Raw genomic sequence first — 23,310 nt, 5'->3', positions numbered from 1 at the left:
TGATGAAAGCATTTGTTCCCGCACTGGTTCTCAGTGCACTGAGTTTTTCCGTTTGGGCGCAGGACGCCACGGTCAGCAGCGAGCTGATCAAACGCGGCGAGTATTTGGCGCGCGCCGGTGACTGCGTGGCCTGCCACACCAACGGCAAAAGCGGTAAAGAGTTTGCCGGTGGCCTGGCAATGGAAACGCCGATCGGCACCATTTACTCCACCAATATTTCACCGGACAAGAAAACCGGTATCGGTGACTACAGCTTCGAAGACTTCGACAATGCGGTGCGCAAGGGTGTCGCCAAAAACGGCAGCACCCTGTATCCGGCGATGCCGTATCCGTCGTTTGCGCTGGTGAAAGAGGACGACATGCGCGCCATGTACGCCTATTTCATGCACGGTGTGCAGCCGGTGGAGCAGGCCAACAAGGATTCCGACATTCCCTGGCCGCTGTCGATGCGTTGGCCGCTGAGCATCTGGCGTGGCATGTTTGCGCCTTCACCGGCCGACTTTGTGGCTGACACCAAGGCTGACCCGGTGATTGAACGCGGTCGTTATCTGGTGGAGGGGCTGGGCCACTGCGGTGCCTGCCATACGCCACGCAGCCTCACCATGCAGGAAAAAGCGCTGAGCAATAACGACGGCGACAACTACCTGTCCGGCAGCAATGCGCCGATCGACGGTTGGGTGGCTTCCAGCCTGCGCGGCGACAATAAGGATGGGCTGGGGACCTGGAGCGAAGCCGAACTGACCGAGTTCCTGAAAACCGGCCGCAACGACAAGTCCATCGTGTTTGGCGGCATGAGTGACGTGGTTGAGCACAGCCTGCAGTATCTCAGCGATGAGGATTTGACGGCGATCTCGCGTTACCTGAAAACGCTGCCGCCGAAAGACGGCAAGCAGCAGGCAGCACCGGTCGAGGACAGCGTAGCGAAGGACCTGTGGCGCGGTAACGACAGCAAGCCCGGCGCGGCGTTGTACGTCGATAACTGCGCGGCCTGCCACCGTACCGATGGCGTCGGCTACAAACGCGCCTTCCCGGCGCTGAAGGCCAACCCGGTGGTACAGACCGAAGATGCGACCTCATTGATCCACATCGTATTGACCGGTAACACCACGCCGGCGGTCAAAGGGGCGGTATCCAACATCACCATGCCGCCGTTCGGCTGGCGTCTGAACGACCAGCAGGTGGCGGACGTGGTGAACTTTATCCGCACCAGTTGGGGCAACAGCGCCAAGCCAATCGATGCCTCAGACGTGGCCAGCGTGCGTAAAGACCGCTCGATGATCCGCGATGAGAAGGAGATGGGCAGCGCTGCGGTGCCGGATCATCCGGAAGCCAACAAGTAACCTCCTGGGGCCTCGTCAGAGGCCCCAGATTTTTGTGCTCCCAGCGCCGATTATCGCAACGATAATTGTTCACGAAGCAGGCATTCAACCAGCGAAAGATAGACCTGGGCAGGATTTTTAATTATCCTTTGCCGTCCTTTTATCAGGCATAAGAATGAAATTTCGACTTAACTAACTGATTATTATTAAAAATTCCCGGAGAAGGATATCCCGTTGAGCGCAATCGTTGTCGCTGCAGATTAAGGTAAGCTTTCCTATGAGTACGATTTCTCCCGATTCGGGCACGCTGGCTTCCGCCCAGCCGAATAAATGGAATAAGACCGACACCCTGTGGATGTTTGGTCTCTACGCCACTGCGGTGGGGGCCGGCACGCTGTTCCTGCCGATCAACGCCGGTTTGAACGGCCCGCTGGTACTGTTGCTGATGGCGCTGTTTGCTTTCCCGCTGACCTATCTACCGCACCGCGCGCTCAGCCGCTTCGTGCTTTCCGGCTCCAGCCGTGACGGCAATATTCATGATGTGGTGGTGGAGCACTTTGGCGTGCTGGCCGGCAAAATCATCATGGTGCTGTACCTGATGGCGTTTTTCCCGATCGTGCTGGTGTACAGCATCTCGATCACCAATGCGCTGGACAGCTTCCTGATCCATCAGTTTCATCTGACGCCGCTGCCGCGTGTCTGGCTGAGCCTGGCGGTGGTTGTGGTGTTGAACCTGGTACTGTTGCGCGGCAAAGACGCCATCGTTTCGGCGATGGGCATGCTGGTGTTCCCGCTGCTGGTGTTTTTGATGGGCATCTCGCTGTATCTGATCCCGACCTGGCAAACGGCCAACTTTGTCAGCGGCCTGGCTAACACTCAATTCAGCAGCCCGGACCTGTGGCATTCACTGTGGCTGGCGGTGCCGGTGATGGTGTTTTCATTCAGCCATGCGCCGATCATTTCGTCCTTCGCCTCCACGCAAAAAAGCCTGTATGGCGAAAAGGCCGAACGTCGCTGCGCGCGCATCATGCGTTACAGCTACGTGCTGATCTGCGTCACCGTCCTGTTCTTTGTTTTCAGCTGCGTGTTGAGCCTGTCCCATGAGGATATGCAGCAGGCGAAAGATCAAAACATTACCGTGCTGACCACGCTGGCGAATAAATTCTCCAACCCGTTGATCGCCTACCTTGGGCCGATGATGGCGATGCTGGCGATGGCCAAGTCTTATCTGGGCACCTCTCTGGGCGTTACCGAAGGGGCGACCAGCCTGATTGATGGTCTGACGCGTGCCGTCGGCAAACCCTTGAGCTCACGCATTACGCACCGTATTTCCGCCGTGTTGTTGTTCCTGCTGACCTGGGCGGCGACGGTGTGGAACCCGAGTGCGCTACACATTATCGAAACCATCAGCGGCCCGCTGATTGCGGTGATCCTGTTTATTCTGCCGATGTACGCGGTGCGAGCAGTACCTGCAATGCGCCGTTACCGCGCCCTGAGCAATATCTTCGTCTTGGTGATGGGATTGATTGCGCTGTCGGCGCTGATTTATGGCCTGATTTAACCTCGGTGGCGCGCCGGATCCGGTGCGCCACGTTATTCCCGTTCACATCCCTTTTCAATTAAGCGAAAGCTCGTCCGGGGTTATCTTTGATAATGGGAGCAATTCTCATTATTATTTCAGCACTGATTTCCTACGCTAAGGAGTTTTACGTGCACCGTCGAATGACCCTGCTGGCTTTGGCCTGCGCCTGTGGTTTGTCTGCTCAGGCGATGGCGACCACCTATCCGTTAACCTTGACTGATACCTCCGGCCAGAGCGTGACCATCAAACAAGAGCCGAAACGCATTGTGGTGCAGGACGGGCGCGATATTCTGACGCTGGCCTTGCTCGACCGCGCCGATCCTTTCACCCGGCTGGTGGCCTGGAACAACCTGCTGAAGAAAAGCGACGGCGAAACCTGGAAAATTCTGCGCAGCAAGTGGCCGGAAGCCAACAACATTATCGATATGGGCTTTAGCGACAAAGGGGAAATCAACCTGGAAAGCGTGATCGCCAAGCAGCCTGATCTGATGGTGGCACAGCTGCGCTCCAAACCTTCATTGAGCCAGACCGGCGTGCTGGACAAGCTGAAAGCGCTGAACATCCCGGTGCTGTTTATCGATACCATGCTCAAGCCGGTGGAAAATACCCCGAAAAGTATCACGCTGTTGGGAGAGACGCTCAATCGCGAGAGCGAAGCGAAACAGTACACTGATTTTTATCAGCAGCATTATCAGAGCATCCTGGATAAAACCAAAAGCGTCGAGCCAAAGCCGCGGGTGTTTATCGAGGCGAAAGCCGGTCTTAACGGGCTTGAATCCTGCTGTTTCACCCATTCGCACGTTGGCTGGGGTGGGATGATCGAAGCGGTGGGAGCGCATAACCTGGGTTCCGACTTGTTGCCCGGCGCCACCGGTGACGTCTCTCTGGAAAAAGTGATCAGCATGAAGCCGGACGCCTATATCGTTTCCGGCTCCCAGTGGGCAACCAAAACCAATGCCGCAGTGCCCTTCGGTTACGGGGTGACGCAGCAGCAGGTGGATGAGGCTTTCAACCGCATGAAACAGCGTCCGGGTTTTGCCCAGGTCACTGCGGTAAAAGATGGCCGTTTCTACGGCATTTATCACAACTTCTATAACCATCCGTACAACATCGTCGGGCTGGAATATCTGGCGAAGTTTATCTACCCGAATCAGTTCAAGGCATTGGATCCGGCCAAAACGTACACTGAGATCCTCAGCCGCTTTACGGAAGTGCCGGAAGGCAAGGGGATTTTGGGTGCGCAGGCACCGGCAGGGAAGTAATAGAGACGGGCGCTGCAATCGCGCCCGCAAAATCAATCAGGCGTGTGGCGCATAGGTGGAGATAATCTCCAGCACGCCGTTGATAATAAACTGCACCCCCATACACACCAGCAGGAACCCCATCAGACGCGAAATGGCCTCGATGCCGCTTTTGCCCACCAGGCGCATAATGGCGCCGGAACTGCGCAGGCAGACCCACAGGATTAACGCTACCGAAAAGAAGATCGCCACCGGGGCGACCAGCAGCACCCAATGGGCAAACCCCAGCGTATTGTCTTTAATGCTGGATGCCGAGCTGATGATCATGGCGATAGTGCCGGGGCCGGCGGTGCTTGGCATTGCCAATGGCACAAAGGCGATATTGGCCGAGGTTTTCTTACGCAGTTCGTGTGACTTGGTTTCCACTTCCGGCGCTTCTTCTGCGCTCTGCTGTGGGAACAGCATACGGAAACCGATAAACGCCACAATCAGGCCGCCGGCAATACGCAGGCCGGGAATGGAAATGCCGAAGGTGTTCATCACCAATTGGCCGGCGTAGAACGCCACCGTCATGATAAAAAACACGTAAATGGATGTCATCAGCGATTGCTGATTGCGTTCTTCGCGCGTCATGTTGCCCGACAGCCCGAGCAACAGCGCGACGGTGGTCAGCGGGTTGGCCAGCGGCAACAGCAGCACCAAACCCAGTCCGATGGCCTGGAACAACTGCAAAATACTTGTCATAAAGCAGACTCTCTGTTTTCAGTTAACGCCACAAGGCGGTGTAAAAATAGTAGTGTAGTTTGCCGTGAAATTCCAGACGGGGAAAAGGTCATAAATTTGTAAAATACAAAGACTTAATTCGGATTTTTTAACATCAGCCCGGCGTGCCTGGGGGCGTGAGTTCAAGCGTGGCATCCGTGCCGGTATCATCGTCGTCCACGCAATCGTGGGTTATCTCCGGTGTATCTTCACACTCCATTGGCGGTTCATTAACCGCAATCGCCCGGGGATGACGATCCGCCACCAGATGGAACAAGACAAAAATAGTCGTCAGTGCCAGGCAGGCACCAACGAGAAACTTCAATAACCGGTTCATGATGCGGAATGCTGTCTCAACTCTGCCGTTAGTGGCATCAGAATAGCGGGAGCGAAGGATGTTCGCCATCGCTGATTGACTCCATGTTTTCGGGCACCTTGGTTTGCGCTTTTTTCGGCACCGCGTTTAGAGACCAGAACCTTTACGACACGGGGGAACAGCCAGAAAGAAGGAGCCTGCGTGGGGGCGTTATACCAGGATTTTTGTTTTTTATGGCCCTTTCGTTGTTGATCAGGCTCGAAGTAAGACTATTCCGCATTAATTGCTACGATCCCTCTATGCAGACGAATACCATAGGCGCGCTTTAAATAATAACGAGTATGACTATGAAACATGATCTGCAAATTTTACTGGGAAAAATAGGCTCTTTTCTGCTTTATAGCGCGTTTCTGGCGGCGTTGATGGGCTTAATGTTCATTGATGTAAATTGGCTGCATAATTTTGTCTATGAAACCTCTTTAACCGAATCGGCTCAGGAACTGATACTTGCCGCCATTTCATGGTGCTTTTTCATGGCCGCGCGTCGGCAAGTCGCTTATCGGCCCGCGTGGGTATTGGCCGGCGGATTCTTCCTTTGCATGCTGATCCGTGAGATGGATTTCGCTTTCGATATGTTGTGGCACGGTTCCTGGCTGTGGTTCGCCTTGGCGGTGACGCTTGGATGCCTGGGGTATGCGTCACGCCACATTACGGCCACATTGCAAGGGCTGGTGCATTTCGTGACGCACCCGAGCTACGGCATGATGTGCGCCGGTCTGTTGTGCATTCTGGTATTTTCGCGGTTGTTCGGCATTAACTCTCTGTGGCAAATGTTGATGCTTGATGGTTACAACCGGGTGGTGAAAAACATGGTGGAAGAGGGCTGCGAACTGCTGGGTTATGCCTTCTGCCTGATCGCCGCGCTGGGGTACTTGAGAGACAGCAAGGCCTCTCGCTAAAGCCGGGCCGGAGCCGCAGTTTATTTATTCGGAACAATTTTAGTGATAGTATCCATTTAGCTAAATATGGCTGTGAAGGTATGCTTTCCATTCCGTGTACCAAGTTAGGTTTCAATCTGGCAATTGTGGGCGAGATCTGCAACCTAACTGACTAAACCCAAACTCAATTTTCGTACTGCATGTGATCTGTCGTGTAAGCAATGCTCGGCAGTTCACATGGTTTCGACCCATTTCACTTTATCCAACCAACCTACTGTGACACTTGAAAAAGTGGCAGACCGGTGTTTCAATCGATTTCATTCGATTTCAACCCAAGCCACTTAAATTGTGTACATACCAGTGTACATAATTGGAGATGTACACAGTGCTCACCGATGCAAAGCTCCGCAAGCTGAATGGCAAAGCCATACCAAAGCTCACTGAAATGCCGGACGGTGGAGGACTATCTATTCGCATCACACCGCTTGGGCTGATCGTCTTCCAATATCGTTACCGCTATAACAACAAGGCTCGCCGCATGACCCTGGGCACCTATGACGATATCTCGCTCAAGGATGCGCGTGACATGGTTCAAGAGGCTAAGCGGGTGTTAGCAGAAGGGAAAGACCCGATCACCGTAAAATCTATGGTGCTTGAGGAGGTTGCCGGGGCGGCGTCAGTAAAGGACTGCATATCGCACTGGATAGCTAGCGCACAGGCTCAGCGCCTAGTGAAGCTGCATTATTGGGAGAGGGCATTTGAACGTCATGTAACGCCTTTCGTTGGGGATATGACGGTCGATGACATGCAAATATCACATTGGCAGCCGGTATTCAAAAGAATGCGCTCTAACGGTGCTGAGACGTTCGCGGGGATCATGCTGTCGAAGCTGAAACAGATTTTCGCCTATTGCTTACGCACAGAGAAGATAAGAACCAACCCGATCGCCGCTCTTCGCATCAACGATGTTGGTAAACCTGTTGGCGTGGTGAAACGGTATTTTAGCGACGATGAGATTGGCCTGTTTTGGTGGGCTTTAGAAAGTTGCGGGATAGTCCATCAGAACAAAATATTTGTGAAGTTGTTGCTGCTGACTGGTTGCCGAGGTGTGGAACTAAGGAAGGCAAAGAAAGGGGAATTTGACGTCAAGAATAGAACGTGGCGCGTCCCTGCCGAGAACTCCAAGACGCGCCAACCGTTTGTGAGGGGATTATCTGCAGAAGCTACCAAGCTGATTGATGAGGCCATGGCGCTGTATCCTGACTTTAAGCAATTATTCCCGCCAGCGATCGTAAAGACTGATAGGCCAATGTCTGCGGGAGTTCTGTTGAATATGGCGGAACAGATCCGTAATGAGATGGGGGTGTATGACTGGGCTATGCATGACCTTCGCCGTACAGCAAAGACGAAAATGAGTGAATTGGGGATAGAACCTCACGTATCTGAAAAAGTGTTAGGTCATAAGCTTGGCGGAGTGCTGGCGGTATATGACCAGCACTCATACCTGAAGGAACAACAAAATGCCCTCGACATCTGGGCTAATCATGTTTCTTCCTGCGTATCATCAATGAAGCCCTGAGTGCGGAAGAATTGCATTACGTCACAATATCGATATTGCTCTCCACCATGGATCGGATTTGTTCCCGGAGCTGGAGAGGGGAATGGTGTCCCGGCTTTTTCCCATTGAGCCCTGCGTCGCCAAAATGTTGTCGTTGACATACCTCCAAGCATATTTCTGACCATTTCTTTCGTTACTAAAGCCGGAGTCAATCCTGTACCTGTGTTTTTCATTATTGCCTCGCTTCTTTGTCTATGAGGTGCACGTAATAACTCAGCCACAACTTTGCGCTGAACTTACCTGGAGGGATTGCTGTGATTTTCTTGGCGTGAGTGTCGAGAATTTGCGTGGTGATCGGGTCGTGCAGTTGCTTCGGCAGGCCTTCGGTCTGCGTGATGATTTCGGTTCGACATCGTCGGGCTACAGACCTGATCGCGTTCTCTATGATCGTGTCCATTTATGTTATTCACCAATTTTAGTGTAAGCATCATGGTCAACATATCGGCTGATAAACGTAACTCTTCCTTGTAGTTCCGGGTGACTTCGGATGTATCTATTAAATCCGCGAGCCGTCCTAGGCGCGCCATCAAATAGATGGCAGTCATTCCCAAAAAACGCATCTCCTGACGATGGGGAAATCCATTTTCGCCTATCGCTACACCATCGCTGCCCGGAGTCAGTCTCGACGCCTATAAATTTACTCCGCACCCTTTGGCCCCGTGGCTGCTGAAATCTGATCTTCATTTCATCTTATCCTCATCCATAGAAACCCCACCCCAGAACGACAACACAAATTACTAGCAGAACCACGATAACCACAGCATCCAGACATGAGCTTTTAATAATCATGCTGCACCCCGGCTTCTATCAGCCTTCAATCTCCGATCGTAATCCTCCGAACAACTATCGCCTTGGCAAAAATTCCCCTTCGCCAGCTTTTCCCCACACCAGTAACACTGTCCAATGAATGTCATTATCGTGCGCGGTCGGTTAGAAAGTGCCGCAGCAATGATGAGTTGTTCTTGCTCTTGTGCAGCATCAATAATGTCAGCCATGATTAACTCCTAATCTTAAAATTGTCTCGACATCACCAGCATCACAGCCTGATGACATAATCGCTTGACCGTCATGTAGAGACACGCGAACCGGCGCAGGCATGACGCCGTACAGGTTCCATAGCCCTCTGTGAATGGTCTGCTGCAATGCATCCGTGCTGACTCGCCCATCCTTAAAACAGACGCGGGGAATCCTGACGCTGATAATGTCCATGGTGCGCACTCCGAATGGAGATTTTTGGTAATAAAAAACCCGCACATGGCGGGTGACGCTTGGTGATTGAGTTGGTTAAAACAGTTGGAAATTGTCGTCAAACTTGTCTGCCTGCTTCTCTACTGACTGTGAAGCAAGATAGAAATGTATGCCTTCATAAAGCGAGGTTGGCCGTTCAAGTTCGAGTATGAACACGTTTTGATATGTTCTACCGAGCCAGTAGCCGCCTCCATACTCTTTGAGTCTCTGGAAGAACACCCAACCAGCCTCTTCGAAGTATTCAAGGCTTTCGCCCCTGTAAACGACTTGATATCCGAGTCCTTTTGATGACATAGCGCACCATAATAAATACTGTTTATCTATACAGTGTAGTTATAACACCAAGGCAATCAACTCCTGGAGCGGTAATCTAGTCATCATAGCCATCCCATCCGTCGTAGTTCCCTCGTTTTCTGGTCATCGCATAACGAGTTAGAAGCGCCAAAATTACCGAGTTAGCCAACCACAGAACCACCGACGCCAGGCCGAGAATGCTTCCAAGCAACAGCACAGGGCTGCAAATTAATAACCAAACAAAAAATAACTTCATGTAACTATTCCGTTTATTGTCACTACCACTAAGAATTATCCCATCATTTTTTACTGTGAGTTTATCCATTGTTGGCATCCTCCGGGGCTGCTGCCACTAACTTAGCTATCGCGTCCATCGTGTTGTTGCACTCGTTGAGTGTCCTTTCCTTGTAATAGTCATTGCCAGACAAGGTGGTATGCGTCCTGCACAGGTCGATGAGGCTTGATGCAGTCGATAACAGCTCAACTGGCACCAACTTGTAACCCTGGCTAACAGGTTGAGCCAGCATTGCCCTAGCCTGCCATACGTGCCACGGCACCCCCTTGAATACCCGCTCACCCATCGATGAATTGCCGCTTTTATCTGGCGAATAATCACTAGCGAACCAAGCATCGAATGCGTCGCGCTCATCCGGCACTGCTGGCGCACCTGTAAACGCCGGGTTTACAACTGCTGGCGGCGTATCAATCATGTCCTCCAGTTCTGCTATGCGTCGCCTGCTATAATCAAGCTCTGCCTCCACTGCTGGCGCTGGCGGGGCGGTGTAGAGCGGAGTAAGGTCGTAGCAAGTGAGACTGTATTTGTCCGCTTCAATCTTGTTAGTGATCGCCGTTCTTTCATCGTCGCAGAATTCTGGTTGCATCGTCACCCACGCCACCGGCTGCGCCTCCCGGTTAGCCAGGAGTTCGGCAGCGATTTGTTCAGCTTCACCCCAGCGCAGGCTTGGCGATCTCCGTTCTGCGATTTCGCGCAGCCGCTCAGTCGTTAGTGTATGTGTCATGAAACAACCTCCAATCCGCTAACTTTCCCATCATTGATGGCCTGGTAAATCGCCGAGATTAGTTCGTGCGGCTGATATCCATCCGGCATGCTTTGCTCAATTTCAGCAAGGGCTGCAATCGACTTTTGTTGGTCCTCTTTATCTCTATCCGCAAAAATATCAATGCACAGAGACACGCACTCTCGGCAGATTCGCACGCCACCCGGGCCGCCAATTGTTTGATTATCTGGCTTGCGAGTGTTGCAGAGCGCGCACGGTGCGCCGTCAGCCAGAACCGTATGCTCTGGGTACTTCACGAATTTCAATCCATCCATCATATTCATTGCCATGGCTACTCATCCCCCTTAACCTGCTGTTGAGTGAACGGCGGACGGAAAATCCAGATCGCAATAACCGGCATTGAGAGCATCAACGCATAGGGAGAAAACATGTCCGTGACGATCCTGATAGTCATCGAGCTGCTGTTCTTTCCTACGGTCATAGACGTATAAAACCGGGTCGCCGATGGTATAGAATCCGAGGTTTTTCGACGGGCAGCGGTTCAGCACCTCCTGAAGCTCTTCCAGCCATTTCTTTTCTGCTTTGGTTAGCTTTGCCATCTACTCATCCCCCTCTACGGTGAAGCCAGCATCGCGAATTTCAGCTTTCACAGCGGCAAAATCCATAACAATGCGGTCAGCCTCAAAGTCACCGGCCAGCCCTATTTCACCCTCTGGCAATTGCACCGGCGTAGCCAGCTTGGATTCTGCCTCCTTGAGTGCGGCGGCCACCTCACGCCAACTGTCTCTGCACGCTTCAAGCATGTCCCAATCTGGATTGAAGTTTGCCAATTTAGCCAACTGCTCTTTAAGGAAGGCATTGCTTTTCCTTGACGCTTCCAGCTCTGCCAGCAGGGCGGATACGTACTCTTGCGAGTAAAGCGGCTCACTGGCGTATCCCTTCCGCGCGATGTAATCAGCATCTGTCTGAGAAATGGTTCGGTACGCCACATCACCGCGAGGGCTGCGCACGATGAATGCCACAGGCTTGCTCAGTTCGCTCAGCTTATTGTCCATTACTCACACCTCCGCGCTTCATCAAATGCCTCACGCGCACCCTCAGCGCGGTATCCCATATCGAAAAAATAATTCCAGTCATGGCACTTGTCCCAGTTTTGCTCTGTGCATCCATGCCCAATGCAGATTCGCTTTATCGCAGCCAAAAACGCTTCTCTCTGGCTCATAATGCTTTCTCCTGGGCTTCAGCTCGCTCAAACCAAAAAACAACCGGATCAGGCTTCATTTCAACTAGCCCCATGCGAACGAGTGCCTTACCTTTCCCTGAGTGGAGAAATTCACGACGCCCGTCATCGATAATTCGGCGGTAGTCATCGAGGCTATTGCAGTGTTTATGCAGGTTGCATGGATGGCATGCCGGAACAAGATTTCCTATCTCGTCGCGCTCCTGGTGCAGCATCTTCCCGTCAAAACGGATTACCGGCTTAACGTGGTCAGCATGCCATTTATCACCAAGTTCACCCCCGCAGTAAGCGCACCGGCAGCCGAACTTCTCCCGCAATTCTGCGCGCTGCGCCTTGGTCAGCTTAGCCATGATGCACCCCTCTGCGCTGCCCCATATAGCGGATCATCTCCGCACCAATCCACATCCCCACCTGCACGCTCACGCCGTTCCCAATCTGCTTGTAAGCGGAGGTATCTGACACAGGGAAATGGAACCAGTCAGGCACTCCCTGGAGTCGCGCATATTCGCGTTTTGAATACGGGCGCACGCCGAGAGGGAACCGCTTATCGACAACGAGCCGTGTACTCTTGTCCTTCGCGTAGTGCGCTACGCACGTCGGTGCAATATCACCTTTTTCCGGGTCGCTAATAATTGGCAGGTCGCGGTATCCCCCGGCCATCCGTTTGGCAATTGCTGACGGCAGAGTTACCTGTGGGTCATCTTCTAAAATTGCCGACAGCGGGATGCGTGCGGAATTCTCCGGCGGACGAACGGCAAAGGTGCGGCGGGTGCCGATGATTATTAATCGGCTCCTTTTCTGTGGTAGCCACGTCTCCGACTTGATCGGGCAGAACACCTGAATGAAGTAATCCGGCATGCGGGTCATCGCTTCCATAACGACAGGGAAGGCTCGCATTCCTGGCACGTTTTCGATTACGTAGAACTCCGGGCGAGCCAGTGCGAAATGGCGTAGCGCATGCAGGAACAAGTCATCACCGGTACGAACGCCGTGGATGTCGCCGATGGTGCTATATTTCGTGCACGGATATGTGAACACCATCCCATCACTCGCGCCCTGTTCGAATACCAGCTCTTGGCTGATATCGCATTGCTTGACGTGGTCACCGAGATTGTGCCGGTAGGTTTTGCAGGCGTCAGCGTCAAGCTCGAATGCCTGGTTAACCTTGATGCCAGCTTCCATCAGACCGATGTCCATCAAACCCGCGCCGCAGAAGTAGGAATTAACGGTTATGTTATTTGCTGGCATCACTACCTCCCACACGACGAAACTTGATAACCCACACCCAGGGATTGGCGCTCCAGCTTTCTTCGCCGTAGATTGATTGCCATAAGTCGCTGAAATGCCCATTTGCGGTTGGCCTTCCGGTCATATTATGGTCAGCAATGCAGTCATACTTATCTTGAGATTCAGCCAGGCTATCAGCGTCAATTCCCTCATTAATCGCATCAGCCTCGCTGATATCCTGTAACCTCTCCACGCGAACGTCGGTGATTTCCAGCAAGATGCGGGATGCTTTGCGCGGCATGTGGATTGATGGCGTCCACTTCACAGGAACTGACTTGCCACATGCCGTTGTGTATTTCACAGCGTCTGGATTTCTGGCGCGATACACGCGGAACTCACCAGTGCCGCCCAGCCCATCACGTCGCACTTGTGTTCCGAACGTCTCCCGCACCCACAGCCGATCACCTACCTGGCCGAATGGGCATAAACCATACCCAGGTGCATCAATTACGTGCGTGTAAATCCCGTCTTTGGTTTTGGTTTGCTTCTGTAGCGGAGTGCAGTTATCAGCGCCTACATTGGCGATAACCCGCCGTGTCTGCGTCTTGCGGCCGTCGAGAATGGCGCGAACCATTTCTGAGTTGAAAATCACTGGGCGCTCTTTCATTTGGCCTCCCGCAACTGGAATGCCACCATCGCGCAGATATTTGGCGCATCAGTAAAGTCGTCATCATCTGAAGTTACGAGTGCTCTTACGCATGCCTCCGCGCCTTCAGCCAGCGCATCGGCCCGGATAGCTGCTAGGGCGGCGTCAGTGTTGGGAGTGAGCAGTGCGAAGCAGTTAACAACCGACTGCGGTGCTGGCCCGAAATCATCGTTATCGCTCTCATACTCCTGCAGCTCAGCGCACAGTCTGCTGTTTATTTCTTTGAGTTGCCCATTCTCCACAGCCAGCGCATCGCGATCAGCCTTGAACGCTGTCACTTCATTCAATTTCCTGACCAGATATGCCGCAGTGCTTTCGTTAACTAAAATGTCTCGAGGCATGCACTTACCGCGCAGGAATCCTTCCATTTCGTATACGTTCATTGATCACCCTTAATTTTCGTGTTTGATTTTTGGCATGCGGCCGCGTGGCCTTGGCTTCATATCTGGGTACCGGCCACTGGCGATGAGCACGGCAATACGACTAACGATTCGTTTGGAATCGCGGCTCATGATTTCGGTTATTTGGCTGATGGAGTAACCAGCCTGATAGAGCGTGGCGAGCTGGTTTTCGTCTTCATCGGACCATGATTGGTACTGCGTTGCAGATGAAAATCCGTGAGCGTTTGCCCATGTGACGATGGCCTGATAGGGGCGCTGGCACACCTTGGCGATTTCAGCCGCTGATACCTTGCCGAGTCGTTCCGTGATGAACTTGATTTCTTCCGCTGAGTAGCTGTCGAAACTAACTGACTGCTGCTCTATCTGAGTTGGTGTTAACCGGTAGCCGCGCTGGATAGCGTTTTTAATGGCTGCGTTAAAGGAGAATGGATTGACGATTGATGCCAGTTCTTCGCCCAGGAAGATGGATGCCTTAAAACGCAGTTCGGCCATGTCTGGCTTGTCTTTGCCTACGTTTATCAGCAAGTGCTTCAGGTATTGAACTTCACCCGGCATCAGCTTGCTGCAGTGCAGGTCATCCTCTTTGACGACCGTGTGAATGACCCTGTAGCTGTCTGTGAATAGCTGATAGACATAGGTGTAGTTACCGTCAGGTGAGTGCAGTCCATCGACGGGCAAGTATTGCGTCCAACCGAGCTGAGCCAGTGGAGACTCTCGGCTGAGATTCTCCAGTTTGAATGCAGAAATATTCTTCCCCGGAGACGTCATCACGTATCCGCGAGAAAGGGCTTCCCTACGAAAGTTATTCGCATGAAGAGGGTGGATGCTCATGATTGCCTCCGGAGTGGAGTTAGCTTTTGGTTAACCAGCCGTTTCTGCGCAGGTTTTCAAGCAAGCGGCGGTCGCCAATGCTCGTTAAGTCCCTGCCGGTAAGTTCAGATATTTGCTGGTTGGAATGGGTGCTGAAGAGGGATAATTCGCTTGACGTCCATTTGTCGCAGGGCTTGATGAGGTTTCTCCATTTCCTCAGAACACGTATCGGGTTGTAGTACTTCAATTTCATATCACCAACCCGGCGCAACTTCATTTTCTTCGCTTGCCTGATTATTGCCGCCTCGGTGCGCTCCAGCTTCCTTGCGATGATTTCAACTTCCATATTTGCCGGGGCCTGCTGGAGAAACTTATTTTCGTACTCCTGCCATCGTTCTGCCATGGTTCACCTCCACTGGTCGAAGAATTCAAACCCCATAACAGCCAGCGCCTCGTCCATTCGTGCGATGAACGGCGGGATTTTTGTCTCAAAAGCATCCTGGAATTCGTTGTCCTTCGGGATGATGATTGAGTGCATGTTTTCTTTTTTCATGCGAGGGTCGTAATTACTGAACCACCACTCGTCACAACCAGTTACCCACATCGAATACTGAACCTGAGCCATATACTCTTTCTTTACCGCATCCAGTCCGCCAAGGCGAAAGCGAACGTATTGAGAAGAGGTGTAAGGTGACTTAAGCTCAAGACCTCTCCCATCGCTGCACATGCCGTCTGGCGAGCAAGCGCAACGCATGGTTTCGTCTTTGTAGTAGATAGGGGGCAATTCGATGGTTAAGTCGTTTTCGAACTCAAACAGCATCCGTGCTGCATCTTCTTGCTTCTTCCCCCACAGCAGGGGCCGAGCTGGTATTTCATCCGGTATTGCGCCGGTGCAGACCTCGGCTACCAAATCCATCATGTAGGTCTCAGCCATGCCGGACAACACGCCAGCATCTTTATCAGCCTTAGTGCGCGGCTCAGTCAGTATGTCGCCGACGCGTGACGCGGTAATGCAGGCTAGGCGGCACATTTTCCATTCATCACTTCCCTGTGATATTGCCGACACGTCAAAACCAAGCCGCTTTGATGCAATGTCGTTATGCAGCATTTGCCTTCTCCTTGGCGGTAAGTTTCCGTTCCAGGCTTGAGATAAGTTTATCTGCCTCTACGCTGGTCAAATCTGCTTGGCTTTCAACATTGCGGCCTGTCATGGATAAACAGGCTTTTTTCAGGCTGTCAAAAGTTGAATTAACAGAGATAAGGATTGAGTTAATGCGGTCAGACTGTTCGGGGGTTATGCCAGTGACATCCTTCTCAACTTTCTGTGGCTCATTGAAGTTAATGCCCTCACCAGCGTCCGTATTCACATAGTCAATTGCTGCATCAAGCCGGTCGCGCCTAGGCCAGTATTTGGCACCTTGCTTGACGACTGTCTTTAAAATCATTTGCTCTTCATCTGTAACCCATGGGCAAGATTTCGCGCGCCCAGCCTGAAATGACTTCCATGCCTCAGACCTGTCTCTGATGTCATATATGTCACCAATTCGCATGGTGTGGGTTAGGTAGTCACCATCTGGCGTCTTGATTATGACGTATGCTCCGACAATCTCGCCGCGCTGCTCTTTTGTGTCGAAATCGTTGTATTTATGAATCGGAGCCTGATCTATGAACTCCCTCTGGAATACGTCATTTTTTCTTACTATCGCAGATTGGCACCAGGTTACAGCCCCAGATTGCTGGGCGATATGCATTAACCCCATGTAAGAAATATCAAGGCACACTGCAGTATTTTGACCAATCCGGCGAGGAACTAAGTAACAAAGCTTTTTTACCGGGTTAAGGGTTATGCCGATCGCAGCAAGGTTAACAATGGCGTTTTGAGCACTTGATGGGTTACCAGTGGCAATCTTTGCCAGATAATCATTTGCTTGAAATGCCTGTATCGCAAACTGGCTTTCCTTAGCCCATGTAACTGACTGGTCAGTCAGTGCGCCGCTAAACAACGGCTCCTGCTGACGTACAAACTCCACGATACTGAAACTCATCACGCCACCTCTCTAAACGTTCCGTTCATCCACTCGTTATCAACGGCCTGCTTCGTTGCCTGAGCGATGCATAGCTTTTCTACCATCTCGGCATAAGCGTCCTGCGACTCGTCGTCGTAAAGTCCCAGGCTTACACGCAAGAATGGATTGGCGAACGTACTCAGTTGCTCTGGCCATTTCTTTGCCAGTTCGTCGGCTTTATCACGAATCCATTCGTTACGGGCCTGCTGATAGGCAGCTTTACCTTCTTGTGCATCCTCTGCGCGTTCGTGATTCATGTATGGGCTCATTTCATCCCCCGATAGAAAAGTGAATTAGCTAACTGGAAAAGCATGTTGTCGTTCTTCTCTTTGGCGAGCATGGCGAGAAGCTGCATTGTTCTGGTTAGGTCCATTAGGGCTCACCTCGCTGATTGAGAGTGTCTTTCAACCACCGGCCAATGCAGCGCATACGGCGAGTGATAATTTCGAGTAGGGATTCGTTATGGCAGCCAGCAATAGGCCACCCTGCAACGGCATATTGCATGGTGATGCTCCTTTGATTGATAGGTATTCATTGCTGAACCAACTCGTAAATTGGCTTAGCGATGGGTAAAAAAATGGGCCGCACAAGGCAGCCCGAAGTGATGATAAGAGGGGGTATGTCTTCTTACTGGTACATCATCAAGCCCACTAATTAATGAGCTTTGGGATGGTCAGCTTCTATTAATCGGTGTAGGCAATATATTTAAACTTACCATCTCGAAAATATTCGAATCGTCCGCCAAAGGTTCCCCGAACCTCGTTTTCTACTTCCTTGGCAGTAGTGCCGATTGGATAAACTCCTTCCTTAGTCATCGAGCTGCTGGTATGTAAACCCGCCACCCAATCAATCTTGGTTGGGTCGAGAACTCGCGGCTTAGTTTCAACGTGAGCGGCGTACCCACATATTCTGATAGAAGAGATTTCTCGAACGCACAGCGGATCATCTGCAGCCCTCCAACCACAATCAGGGCAGTGCATGTCAGCGTTTTCATGGTGCCAGCATGGAGCAGATATATGACAACTACAGTCGCTTACTGGCTCAATCTCAATTACACCATCGCATCCATCTCGCAAGCACTTGTCGCCTTCTCCATATCCGAAATTGCTCATCTCACCATCTCCATCAATCCAATAACCACACCACACCAGAAGATGGCGCAGCCAACCAGAACCCAAAACCAAATCTTCTCGTTGTAAGTCATGCTGCACCCTCCAAAATCCGTTAGAACCAGCCCAGCACTGCACCCAACGGAGCCACGAAAACACCGATTACGCGAGCAACTTGCAAGCCGCCCCATTCAGCAAGAACGAATCCGGTATCGATAATTTTCCACACGTTCATAATCCAGCCGATTACGGCGGCTATGCCCAGAACCGACATGCCGATAGATAAAGTTTTCATCTGCTCTCCAGTTAAAAGAAAGTCCGCGTTATGCAGCCTCTTCGGTATCAGTTTCTGGTTCGTTAACCCATTCGGGATGCTCGCCAGCGCCGAGATAAAAATCGATAATCTTCAGCAGTCGCGGGTAGAACTTCAGCGCCTTCTTGCCGTCCATTTCTGCGACTTCTCGCTTGGTAAATTTGCGCCATTGCTCAACCGTGTGATTCTGGCAACCGGCGCGGACATATTCGCCATTCGAAATTTGCAGGAAATACGGTTCACCCATGATTATGAATGTGTGATCAGGCAGGTCGGCACCGTACAGGTTGGCACCGTACAGGTCGGCACCGTACAGGTTGGCACCGTACAGGTTGGCACCGCGCAGGTCGGCACCGTACAGGTTGGCACCGTACAGGTTGGCACCGCGCAGGTCGGCACCGCGCAGGTTGGCACCGCGCAGGTCGGCAACGTACAGGTTGGCACCGCGCAGGTCGGCACCGCGCAGGTTGGCACCGCGCAGGTCGGCACCGCGCAGGTTGGCACCGCTCAGGTCGGCACCGTACAGGTTGGCACCGCTCAGGTCGGCACCGCGCAGGTCGGCACCGCGCAGGTTGGCTCTGGATCCACTTTCACGTAACGATGTCACCCAGACCTTATGGTCATCAAGAATTTTGCGTAACTCAGTGGCGTTCATATTGACCTCAATAAAAAAGCCGCCGAGTGGCAGCTTGATGTAAAAGAAAAGCCTCCGAAGAGGCTTTGTGTTTGCGCTTTCCCCAGACGTAACGTCCGTGTTAATTCGCAATGAATATAATTAGTTGCCTGCTTTTTTAACCCTCTCAGGCGGCGAGGGTTTCCCGCTTTCCACAGCCAAAGGAAACCGATAGACTGGTCATCCCACAGTCAAAATAAGGAATGTTTATATGTCAGAAGTAATCAATCCATCTAATTCACCACGCGGCGCAGCTCAGCAAGTTGTTCTGGAGCTCATTAAGGCTGGAAAGCTCAGCGGTGGTAACGATGGATTATTCGTTATCAACACCTATGAGAAGCTTGTCGAAGAGTACGAGCGGATTAACGATAAAAAATAATCAGTCGTAAAGGGATTCAAACGCCTTACGGACGGTCTCTGCCAATTTTTCAGCTCTTTCCGTCCGGTTTTCTAATCCGATTGCGACATGTTCATCGAATTTTTTCGCGAGAAGCTCTGCTGCAACGACTTGCACTTGCTCTGGAATTTCACGGAATTTCATAATTTCCTCACTTTTGCACATGGTATGGGTTTTTAGGCTTACCGCGGAACCCAGCAGCGAACATCGCAACCTCTGGCAGGCACATCGCGCCTCCTTCTGATGCTTCGCGAACTGGACGAGGGCAGGCTTTGTAGTCAATCATCGACAACGCCTTAGCCACTCTCTCGCTTCCTACAAGAGCTGTAGCAACGCTCTTGCTCAATCTGATATCTCTTGTTGCCTCTGCGCGTTCAGCGGCCCTACGGAGCTTTCTGCGCAGCTTGCAGCGTTCTCTTGCGTTCATGGATAATCTCCAGTGGATTGGCTTTGGTAGTGTGGTGGATGTAACTGATGGCGTGCGTCAGCGGGAAGGCTTAAAAGGTTCCAGGGTTCGCAACGGTCCAATCGAGCGCATTCACCACACTCCAAAGCCAACTTCACTTTGGGTACACCTCTCGGCATACAAATCTGATTGTTAAAGAAGCAGCCTGACTTCATGCCTGGCGCGGCTGGTAGTTCCTTCTGCCGCATCGATATTTCGTTTCGATGGCTTAATTAAACATCATGTGGATTTTACTGTCAACATAATGTGGATTTTATTTATAAATAAATACACATTGCGATGATTTTATTGTGTATTTATTTTTATTTATCTCCATGTGTGACCCATCGCACCTAGCCAAAAGCGGGTGTGCGGGGGTAAAGTTGGGTGAAGTTTAAGCGGGGGTGGCTATGGAATTTCCAGAAGATGCGGAAGATAGGGTTCATGCTGAGATGTGCAGGGTGGTAGGGGGTGTCGTGCTGGCTCTACATGCGCTTGGGCTAACAGTCACTGTCCCGCTCATCATTGAGACAATGAAAAAGAGGAATCAGCATAGGATAGAAACAAGCGACGAGGTTGCAGCTGCTACAGAAGAAGCTATCGAGTGGCTATCAAGCGATATGAGCTGGAAATAGTGGATCGGCAGGCACAAAAAACCCGGCTCGGTGGCCGGGTTGACAAATACTGTCTATGCGATCAGTATTACTTTCTAGAGATATTTTGCAGCAACAGCTCCGATGTGGACAGGGCCTTTGAGGTGTCTTTGATGGTTACTTTTCCCCATTCATTTACAGCGCACAGGCCTTCCCAGGAAATTGCATCACAGTATAGTTCGTATGCTTTCATAAGTTCTTTTGCTTTGCGTTTATTAAGCATGTCAGAAAGGTGCAATATCTTGTCACGCCCGATCTTGGGATCGAGATAGCCACCACTCTTGATGGAATCTATCTGCTTTATGAGGCCCACCCTTAGTGGAACAGCTATGTCATTAAACTCTTTTCGCTTATCTCTACCAATTGCGTACTTATTACCAAAGTAGAGACCGAGAGCAAACGTCACCAAGCCTGAAAATGGGAGGGCAGCATGCAAGAACTCTTTGAAACTCTCAATCATTATTGGTTTATCCTTTACCCAGTATTGATGTTTATCCTTGGCCTGTTATGCGGTGGATTTACAGGCTGGCCCCCATTTAGCTGGAAGTGACTCATTACCCCAACTCATCAGCCCACTGGCTACCAAGCCATAACTGACCAGTTAATCACGCGGCCAATAATTTTTACGTTATCCAAGCTATCTTCTTCGTCAGGGAACTCTTCCTTGTTGTAGCTCCTGATACTTAAGCGCCTTCCGGGCAGGCGATAGAGGAGTTTGACCCGAAAAAGCTCGTCTTGTTCTATGGCATAAATGCCACCATCGACTATTTTTTTGTTTCCGGTATCCACTGTAACCGTAGATTTATGAGGAATTACTGGATCCATGCTTGGACCATGAACAGGGAAGCTGACCACGTTGCAAGGCTCTGCGCCATAGCGTCTTAGAGTCGCCTTTGAAAACCGAAGTTTGTAATCGTTATAGTCTTCATTGTTCGCGCTACCAGCCCCTGCGGCTAGTTCGATACTCTTGAAGTAGGGAATATAAACATCATCCTCACCCATAGGGGTATCTTCATCCCACACCTCGACGCCCACCCCTTCCTGATCCGGATTAATTGTTGAGCCTTGACCTGCTTGGACAACCTTTGGCTGACCAATTCCATTAAGTAACCAATCGAGTGAATACCCGTATTTTTCGCATATCTGTTGTGCTGCCTCACGGCTAATGGCGTCTCGCTTCAACCAGTTATTCACCGTCTGAGGCGATGCGTTGATCGCTTCAGCTAATGATTTCTGCTTTAACCCTTCCGATGCCATTAAGTATCTAATTCTATCAGCAATACCGTTCATAGAACCCTCCGATGAATCCAGAGTAAACATCCTGTTTATTTTTTCAATCTTCATTGTGTTGATTTATTCTCTTAAAGAGATTAACATTATGTGGATTATTGTTAACTGGAGTAGGCCATGATCAACAAGGAACATGCTTCGGTAACTCCATTGGAGAAAGCTGTGTATGCCGTTGGCGGCAAACAGAAGACTTTGGCCGAAAAACTCGGCATTACCGCACAAGCAATAACCCAGCTTAAGAAGCGTGGCGGCACGTTACCAAAAAGCCGCATGAAAGATTTACTGCAGATCACCGGACTCAGCAAAGAAGAGTTGTATCCAGAAATTTTCTGTATCTAGCACCGCCGCTCTTTAACAACACTACCGGCTGCCGCAATGTGGCCACCAATAACCAAGTGGCTTCCCCACGGATGCCGCACGTAACTAACTAACCATAAAGGGAGTATTACGCATGGAAACTGCAAAGACACGCAATGATGCTCGTCGTATCGAAAGCACATTGTTGAACAAAATCGCCCTCAAAGGCGTGTCATCGATCGCCGCTGCAGTAGGCGTTAACCCATCACAAGTAACTCGCTGGAAAGAGTCTCTAGTCCCTCGCATGGCAATGCTACTCGCTGTTCTTGAGTGGGGTGTAGCTGATGACGAGATGGCTGAACTGGCTAAGCGTCTGGCGGGATATCTATCAAATGAAAAAGCCCCGAGCTGCGCTAACAGCTTCGAGGCCTAAGTAATCAGGTATGCAAGCCAATTACGTGAGGAATTATACATGCAAAGCACTGGATCAGTAAACAGTAGGGAGGCTCAATTATGAGCAATCTTGCTGCAGATATCGTAGTACCGATCAGGCCTGATTTACGGGCCGTGGAGAAACGTGTGGCCGACACAGACGATGGATATACCCGTCTGGCAAACGAGCTGTACGAGGAGCTTATCGGCGCAAATCTGACACGGAATCAGGCGAAGGTGGCTCATGCTGTTTGCCGGAAAACTTACGGCTTCAACAAGAAGATGGATCGGATTGCTGATAGCCAAATCGCTGCGTTAACTAACCTGCCAAGGCAGAAGGTTAACAAGGCGAAGAACGAATTGATTTTGATGAAAGTTTTGCTGAAAGAGGGCGCTTTGATTGGCCCAAATAAGAGCTTGGAAGACTGGCAAATCCCAGAGTGTCACCAAAGCGGTGTCATTGTCACCAAACCAGTGACAAAAAGTGTCACCAAAACGGTGACAAGGGTGTCACCAAAACAGGGACACACAAAAGACACTATTACAAAAGACAATAAAGACAATATAAATCCCCCTGTAGTCCCCCTGACTGAAAAATCGGTCAAAGAGAAAAAACGAGCCTCACAATTTCCAAGCGGGTTTTCACCTACAGACACCAATCAACGACTGGCGTCAGAATTGGGCGTGAATCTGCAAAGCGAATTTATGGCGTTCTCTGACTACCACCAGTCGAAAGGATCAACGTTCAAGGATTGGGGGTTGGCGCTGAACACCTGGCTGAGGAATTCCGTTAAGTTCTCCAAACCATCATATCCAGCCAAGCCTATATCGGCACCATCCAGAGCTGTATCGGAAAACTTTGACTCCAAGAACTACGGAGCCAGCCAGCAACCATCATGGGCGGAGGAATGAAT

35 protein-coding genes are annotated in these 23,310 nt (G+C 51.1%); 10 read left to right on the top strand and 25 right to left on the bottom strand.

The annotated features are described in order from the left end of the window. Window positions 1-2 precede the first annotated feature (2 nt). The 3 genes from ACGS9J_RS11585 to ACGS9J_RS11575 all read left to right on the top strand — a co-directional run bounded on the left by ACGS9J_RS11585 (window position 3) and on the right by ACGS9J_RS11575 (window position 4,163). Window positions 3-1,340, top strand: coding sequence for a c-type cytochrome (locus ACGS9J_RS11585; RefSeq protein WP_442231062.1), 1,338 nt, complete (start codon window positions 3-5; stop codon window positions 1,338-1,340). A gap of 256 nt (window positions 1,341-1,596) precedes the next feature. Next, window positions 1,597-2,880: an HAAAP family serine/threonine permease gene (locus tag ACGS9J_RS11580; RefSeq protein WP_442231061.1), complete on the top strand. Its 1,284-nt coding sequence runs from the start codon at window positions 1,597-1,599 to the stop codon at window positions 2,878-2,880. Between the two features lie 149 nt (window positions 2,881-3,029). After that, on the top strand, window positions 3,030-4,163 hold the full coding sequence (locus tag ACGS9J_RS11575) for an ABC transporter substrate-binding protein (RefSeq protein WP_442231060.1): 1,134 nt from the start codon (window positions 3,030-3,032) through the stop codon (window positions 4,161-4,163). 36 nt (window positions 4,164-4,199) lie between these two features. Here ACGS9J_RS11575 and ACGS9J_RS11570 read toward each other — a convergent pair whose 3' ends face one another. Further along, a complete protein-coding gene (locus ACGS9J_RS11570) occupies window positions 4,200-4,886 on the bottom strand; it encodes a MarC family NAAT transporter (protein ID WP_442231059.1) in 687 nt (228 codons plus the stop codon). Between the two features lie 133 nt (window positions 4,887-5,019). Next, window positions 5,020-5,310, bottom strand: a complete 291-nt coding sequence (locus tag ACGS9J_RS11565) for a hypothetical protein (protein ID WP_442231058.1) — start codon at window positions 5,308-5,310, stop codon at window positions 5,020-5,022. Window positions 5,311-5,567: 257 nt separating this feature from the next. On the opposite strand from ACGS9J_RS11565, the gene ACGS9J_RS11560 reads away from it, so the two are divergent. Next, window positions 5,568-6,179 (top strand): hypothetical protein, encoded by a 612-nt coding sequence (locus ACGS9J_RS11560; protein WP_442231057.1) that lies wholly within the window; start codon window positions 5,568-5,570, stop codon window positions 6,177-6,179. A gap of 355 nt (window positions 6,180-6,534) precedes the next feature. Next, entirely contained in the window at window positions 6,535-7,737 is a 1,203-nt protein-coding gene (locus tag ACGS9J_RS11555; protein WP_442231056.1) for a tyrosine-type recombinase/integrase, read from the top strand. A gap of 824 nt (window positions 7,738-8,561) precedes the next feature. Here ACGS9J_RS11555 and ACGS9J_RS11550 read toward each other — a convergent pair. From ACGS9J_RS11550 to ACGS9J_RS11455, 20 genes are all read right to left on the bottom strand, one after another. Beyond that, entirely contained in the window at window positions 8,562-8,771 is a 210-nt protein-coding gene (locus tag ACGS9J_RS11550) for a hypothetical protein (protein ID WP_442231055.1), read from the bottom strand. 289 nt (window positions 8,772-9,060) lie between these two features. Then, window positions 9,061-9,318, bottom strand: coding sequence for a hypothetical protein (locus tag ACGS9J_RS11545; RefSeq protein WP_442231054.1), 258 nt, complete (start codon window positions 9,316-9,318; stop codon window positions 9,061-9,063). A gap of 76 nt (window positions 9,319-9,394) precedes the next feature. Then, window positions 9,395-9,643, bottom strand: coding sequence for a hypothetical protein (locus ACGS9J_RS11540; RefSeq protein ID WP_442231053.1), 249 nt, complete (start codon window positions 9,641-9,643; stop codon window positions 9,395-9,397). Next, complete coding sequence (locus ACGS9J_RS11535; RefSeq protein WP_442231052.1) at window positions 9,636-10,337, bottom strand: hypothetical protein; 702 nt, start codon at window positions 10,335-10,337, stop codon at window positions 9,636-9,638. The genes ACGS9J_RS11540 and ACGS9J_RS11535 overlap by 8 nt, the downstream gene beginning before the upstream one ends. Further along, window positions 10,334-10,666, bottom strand: coding sequence for a hypothetical protein (locus ACGS9J_RS11530; RefSeq protein ID WP_442231051.1), 333 nt, complete (start codon window positions 10,664-10,666; stop codon window positions 10,334-10,336). The genes ACGS9J_RS11535 and ACGS9J_RS11530 overlap by 4 nt, the downstream gene beginning before the upstream one ends. A gap of 15 nt (window positions 10,667-10,681) precedes the next feature. Then, window positions 10,682-10,936, bottom strand: a complete 255-nt coding sequence (locus tag ACGS9J_RS11525) for a hypothetical protein (protein WP_442231050.1) — start codon at window positions 10,934-10,936, stop codon at window positions 10,682-10,684. Next, entirely contained in the window at window positions 10,937-11,392 is a 456-nt protein-coding gene (locus ACGS9J_RS11520; protein WP_442231049.1) for a hypothetical protein, read from the bottom strand. A gap of 163 nt (window positions 11,393-11,555) precedes the next feature. Next, the gene (locus tag ACGS9J_RS11515) at window positions 11,556-11,927 is read right to left on the bottom strand and encodes an HNH endonuclease (RefSeq protein WP_442231048.1); all 372 of its coding nucleotides are present in this window, start codon (window positions 11,925-11,927) and stop codon (window positions 11,556-11,558) included. After that, window positions 11,920-12,825: a DNA cytosine methyltransferase gene (locus ACGS9J_RS11510; protein ID WP_442231047.1), complete on the bottom strand. Its 906-nt coding sequence runs from the start codon at window positions 12,823-12,825 to the stop codon at window positions 11,920-11,922. The genes ACGS9J_RS11515 and ACGS9J_RS11510 overlap by 8 nt, the downstream gene beginning before the upstream one ends. Continuing rightward, on the bottom strand, window positions 12,812-13,471 hold the full coding sequence (locus ACGS9J_RS11505; RefSeq protein ID WP_442231046.1) for a hypothetical protein: 660 nt from the start codon (window positions 13,469-13,471) through the stop codon (window positions 12,812-12,814). Before ACGS9J_RS11505 ends, ACGS9J_RS11510 begins: the two co-directional genes overlap by 14 nt. After that, window positions 13,468-13,893, bottom strand: coding sequence for a hypothetical protein (locus tag ACGS9J_RS11500; protein WP_442231045.1), 426 nt, complete (start codon window positions 13,891-13,893; stop codon window positions 13,468-13,470). The genes ACGS9J_RS11505 and ACGS9J_RS11500 overlap by 4 nt, the downstream gene beginning before the upstream one ends. Before the next feature lie 9 nt (window positions 13,894-13,902). Continuing rightward, the gene (locus ACGS9J_RS11495) at window positions 13,903-14,742 is read right to left on the bottom strand and encodes a hypothetical protein (RefSeq protein ID WP_442231044.1); all 840 of its coding nucleotides are present in this window, start codon (window positions 14,740-14,742) and stop codon (window positions 13,903-13,905) included. A gap of 19 nt (window positions 14,743-14,761) precedes the next feature. Then, a complete protein-coding gene (locus ACGS9J_RS11490) occupies window positions 14,762-15,124 on the bottom strand; it encodes a hypothetical protein (protein ID WP_442231043.1) in 363 nt (120 codons plus the stop codon). Window positions 15,125-15,127: 3 nt separating this feature from the next. Further along, window positions 15,128-15,826, bottom strand: coding sequence for a lambda exonuclease family protein (locus ACGS9J_RS11485; RefSeq protein ID WP_442231239.1), 699 nt, complete (start codon window positions 15,824-15,826; stop codon window positions 15,128-15,130). After that, the gene (locus ACGS9J_RS11480) at window positions 15,819-16,766 is read right to left on the bottom strand and encodes a recombinase RecT (RefSeq protein ID WP_442231042.1); all 948 of its coding nucleotides are present in this window, start codon (window positions 16,764-16,766) and stop codon (window positions 15,819-15,821) included. The genes ACGS9J_RS11485 and ACGS9J_RS11480 overlap by 8 nt, the downstream gene beginning before the upstream one ends. After that, entirely contained in the window at window positions 16,766-17,044 is a 279-nt protein-coding gene (locus ACGS9J_RS11475) for a hypothetical protein (protein ID WP_442231041.1), read from the bottom strand. Before ACGS9J_RS11475 ends, ACGS9J_RS11480 begins: the two co-directional genes overlap by 1 nt. Window positions 17,045-17,159: 115 nt before the next feature. Beyond that, window positions 17,160-17,291 (bottom strand): protease FtsH-inhibitory lysogeny factor CIII, encoded by a 132-nt coding sequence (locus ACGS9J_RS11470; RefSeq protein WP_442231040.1) that lies wholly within the window; start codon window positions 17,289-17,291, stop codon window positions 17,160-17,162. Between the two features lie 179 nt (window positions 17,292-17,470). Further along, window positions 17,471-17,998, bottom strand: a complete 528-nt coding sequence (locus ACGS9J_RS11465) for a hypothetical protein (RefSeq protein WP_442231039.1) — start codon at window positions 17,996-17,998, stop codon at window positions 17,471-17,473. Window positions 17,999-18,011: 13 nt separating this feature from the next. Continuing rightward, window positions 18,012-18,191 (bottom strand): hypothetical protein, encoded by a 180-nt coding sequence (locus ACGS9J_RS11460; RefSeq protein WP_442231038.1) that lies wholly within the window; start codon window positions 18,189-18,191, stop codon window positions 18,012-18,014. A gap of 28 nt (window positions 18,192-18,219) precedes the next feature. Further along, entirely contained in the window at window positions 18,220-18,864 is a 645-nt protein-coding gene (locus ACGS9J_RS11455) for a pentapeptide repeat-containing protein (protein ID WP_442231037.1), read from the bottom strand. A 229-nt stretch (window positions 18,865-19,093) separates the two neighbouring features. Between ACGS9J_RS11455 and ACGS9J_RS11450 the strand changes: the two genes are divergently transcribed. Continuing rightward, on the top strand, window positions 19,094-19,261 hold the full coding sequence (locus ACGS9J_RS11450; RefSeq protein WP_442231036.1) for a hypothetical protein: 168 nt from the start codon (window positions 19,094-19,096) through the stop codon (window positions 19,259-19,261). Here ACGS9J_RS11450 and ACGS9J_RS11445 read toward each other — a convergent pair whose 3' ends face one another. Next, window positions 19,262-19,423, bottom strand: coding sequence for a hypothetical protein (locus ACGS9J_RS11445; protein WP_442231035.1), 162 nt, complete (start codon window positions 19,421-19,423; stop codon window positions 19,262-19,264). Between the two features lie 711 nt (window positions 19,424-20,134). Between ACGS9J_RS11445 and ACGS9J_RS11440 the strand changes: the two genes are divergently transcribed. Continuing rightward, the gene (locus ACGS9J_RS11440; protein ID WP_442231034.1) at window positions 20,135-20,359 is read left to right on the top strand and encodes a DUF2767 family protein; all 225 of its coding nucleotides are present in this window, start codon (window positions 20,135-20,137) and stop codon (window positions 20,357-20,359) included. 67 nt (window positions 20,360-20,426) lie between these two features. On the opposite strand, the gene ACGS9J_RS11435 is transcribed toward ACGS9J_RS11440, so the two are convergent. Further along, complete coding sequence (locus ACGS9J_RS11435) at window positions 20,427-20,837, bottom strand: hypothetical protein (RefSeq protein ID WP_442231033.1); 411 nt, start codon at window positions 20,835-20,837, stop codon at window positions 20,427-20,429. Window positions 20,838-20,956: 119 nt separating this feature from the next. After that, window positions 20,957-21,667, bottom strand: coding sequence for a LexA family transcriptional regulator (locus ACGS9J_RS11430; RefSeq protein WP_442231032.1), 711 nt, complete (start codon window positions 21,665-21,667; stop codon window positions 20,957-20,959). A 117-nt stretch (window positions 21,668-21,784) separates the two neighbouring features. Here ACGS9J_RS11430 and ACGS9J_RS11425 point away from each other — a divergent pair, with 117 nt between their 5' ends. The 3 genes from ACGS9J_RS11425 (at window position 21,785) to ACGS9J_RS11415 (ending at window position 23,308) form a co-directional block, all read left to right on the top strand. Beyond that, entirely contained in the window at window positions 21,785-22,006 is a 222-nt protein-coding gene (locus ACGS9J_RS11425; protein ID WP_261412072.1) for a helix-turn-helix domain-containing protein, read from the top strand. Between the two features lie 112 nt (window positions 22,007-22,118). Next, a complete protein-coding gene (locus ACGS9J_RS11420; RefSeq protein WP_442231031.1) occupies window positions 22,119-22,397 on the top strand; it encodes a CII family transcriptional regulator in 279 nt (92 codons plus the stop codon). A gap of 80 nt (window positions 22,398-22,477) precedes the next feature. After that, a complete protein-coding gene (locus tag ACGS9J_RS11415; protein WP_442231030.1) occupies window positions 22,478-23,308 on the top strand; it encodes a replication protein in 831 nt (276 codons plus the stop codon). Window positions 23,309-23,310: the final 2 nt, after the last annotated feature.

Origin of the sequence: Serratia quinivorans, assembly GCF_052113645.1 — a bacterium.
Classification (GTDB): domain Bacteria; phylum Pseudomonadota; class Gammaproteobacteria; order Enterobacterales; family Enterobacteriaceae; genus Serratia; species Serratia quinivorans_B.
This window is presented reverse-complemented; position numbering and strand designations above follow the sequence as displayed.

Bases quoted from the DNA above. Each gene is read 5' to 3' on its own strand.
- ACGS9J_RS11530 (WP_442231051.1), bottom strand. From the start codon at position 10,666: ATGGCAATGAATATGATGGATGGATTGAAATTCGTGAAGTACCCAGAG.
- ACGS9J_RS11535 (WP_442231052.1), bottom strand. From the start codon at position 10,337: ATGACACATACACTAACGACTGAGCGGCTGCGCGAAATCGCAGAACGG.
- ACGS9J_RS11525 (WP_442231050.1), bottom strand. From the start codon at position 10,936: ATGGCAAAGCTAACCAAAGCAGAAAAGAAATGGCTGGAAGAGCTTCAG.
- ACGS9J_RS11570 (WP_442231059.1), bottom strand. From the start codon at position 4,886: ATGACAAGTATTTTGCAGTTGTTCCAGGCCATCGGACTGGGTTTGGTG.
- ACGS9J_RS11580 (WP_442231061.1), top strand. From the start codon at position 1,597: ATGAGTACGATTTCTCCCGATTCGGGCACGCTGGCTTCCGCCCAGCCG.
- ACGS9J_RS11420 (WP_442231031.1), top strand. From the start codon at position 22,119: ATGGAAACTGCAAAGACACGCAATGATGCTCGTCGTATCGAAAGCACA.
- ACGS9J_RS11565 (WP_442231058.1), bottom strand. From the start codon at position 5,310: ATGGCGAACATCCTTCGCTCCCGCTATTCTGATGCCACTAACGGCAGA.
- ACGS9J_RS11555 (WP_442231056.1), top strand. From the start codon at position 6,535: ATGTACACAGTGCTCACCGATGCAAAGCTCCGCAAGCTGAATGGCAAA.
- ACGS9J_RS11440 (WP_442231034.1), top strand. From the start codon at position 20,135: ATGGAATTTCCAGAAGATGCGGAAGATAGGGTTCATGCTGAGATGTGC.
- ACGS9J_RS11435 (WP_442231033.1), bottom strand. From the start codon at position 20,837: ATGATTGAGAGTTTCAAAGAGTTCTTGCATGCTGCCCTCCCATTTTCA.
- ACGS9J_RS11445 (WP_442231035.1), bottom strand. From the start codon at position 19,423: ATGAAATTCCGTGAAATTCCAGAGCAAGTGCAAGTCGTTGCAGCAGAG.
- ACGS9J_RS11520 (WP_442231049.1), bottom strand. From the start codon at position 11,392: ATGGACAATAAGCTGAGCGAACTGAGCAAGCCTGTGGCATTCATCGTG.
- ACGS9J_RS11490 (WP_442231043.1), bottom strand. From the start codon at position 15,124: ATGGCAGAACGATGGCAGGAGTACGAAAATAAGTTTCTCCAGCAGGCC.
- ACGS9J_RS11470 (WP_442231040.1), bottom strand. From the start codon at position 17,291: ATGCAATATGCCGTTGCAGGGTGGCCTATTGCTGGCTGCCATAACGAA.
- ACGS9J_RS11430 (WP_442231032.1), bottom strand. From the start codon at position 21,667: ATGAACGGTATTGCTGATAGAATTAGATACTTAATGGCATCGGAAGGG.
- ACGS9J_RS11475 (WP_442231041.1), bottom strand. From the start codon at position 17,044: ATGAATCACGAACGCGCAGAGGATGCACAAGAAGGTAAAGCTGCCTAT.
- ACGS9J_RS11585 (WP_442231062.1), top strand. From the start codon at position 3: ATGAAAGCATTTGTTCCCGCACTGGTTCTCAGTGCACTGAGTTTTTCC.
- ACGS9J_RS11550 (WP_442231055.1), bottom strand. From the start codon at position 8,771: ATGGCTGACATTATTGATGCTGCACAAGAGCAAGAACAACTCATCATT.
- ACGS9J_RS11505 (WP_442231046.1), bottom strand. From the start codon at position 13,471: ATGAAAGAGCGCCCAGTGATTTTCAACTCAGAAATGGTTCGCGCCATT.
- ACGS9J_RS11510 (WP_442231047.1), bottom strand. From the start codon at position 12,825: ATGCCAGCAAATAACATAACCGTTAATTCCTACTTCTGCGGCGCGGGT.
- ACGS9J_RS11495 (WP_442231044.1), bottom strand. From the start codon at position 14,742: ATGAGCATCCACCCTCTTCATGCGAATAACTTTCGTAGGGAAGCCCTT.
- ACGS9J_RS11560 (WP_442231057.1), top strand. From the start codon at position 5,568: ATGAAACATGATCTGCAAATTTTACTGGGAAAAATAGGCTCTTTTCTG.
- ACGS9J_RS11415 (WP_442231030.1), top strand. From the start codon at position 22,478: ATGAGCAATCTTGCTGCAGATATCGTAGTACCGATCAGGCCTGATTTA.
- ACGS9J_RS11515 (WP_442231048.1), bottom strand. From the start codon at position 11,927: ATGGCTAAGCTGACCAAGGCGCAGCGCGCAGAATTGCGGGAGAAGTTC.
- ACGS9J_RS11455 (WP_442231037.1), bottom strand. From the start codon at position 18,864: ATGAACGCCACTGAGTTACGCAAAATTCTTGATGACCATAAGGTCTGG.
- ACGS9J_RS11500 (WP_442231045.1), bottom strand. From the start codon at position 13,893: ATGAACGTATACGAAATGGAAGGATTCCTGCGCGGTAAGTGCATGCCT.
- ACGS9J_RS11460 (WP_442231038.1), bottom strand. From the start codon at position 18,191: ATGAAAACTTTATCTATCGGCATGTCGGTTCTGGGCATAGCCGCCGTA.
- ACGS9J_RS11545 (WP_442231054.1), bottom strand. From the start codon at position 9,318: ATGTCATCAAAAGGACTCGGATATCAAGTCGTTTACAGGGGCGAAAGC.
- ACGS9J_RS11480 (WP_442231042.1), bottom strand. From the start codon at position 16,766: ATGAGTTTCAGTATCGTGGAGTTTGTACGTCAGCAGGAGCCGTTGTTT.
- ACGS9J_RS11425 (WP_261412072.1), top strand. From the start codon at position 21,785: ATGATCAACAAGGAACATGCTTCGGTAACTCCATTGGAGAAAGCTGTG.
- ACGS9J_RS11540 (WP_442231053.1), bottom strand. From the start codon at position 9,643: ATGGATAAACTCACAGTAAAAAATGATGGGATAATTCTTAGTGGTAGT.
- ACGS9J_RS11450 (WP_442231036.1), top strand. From the start codon at position 19,094: ATGTCAGAAGTAATCAATCCATCTAATTCACCACGCGGCGCAGCTCAG.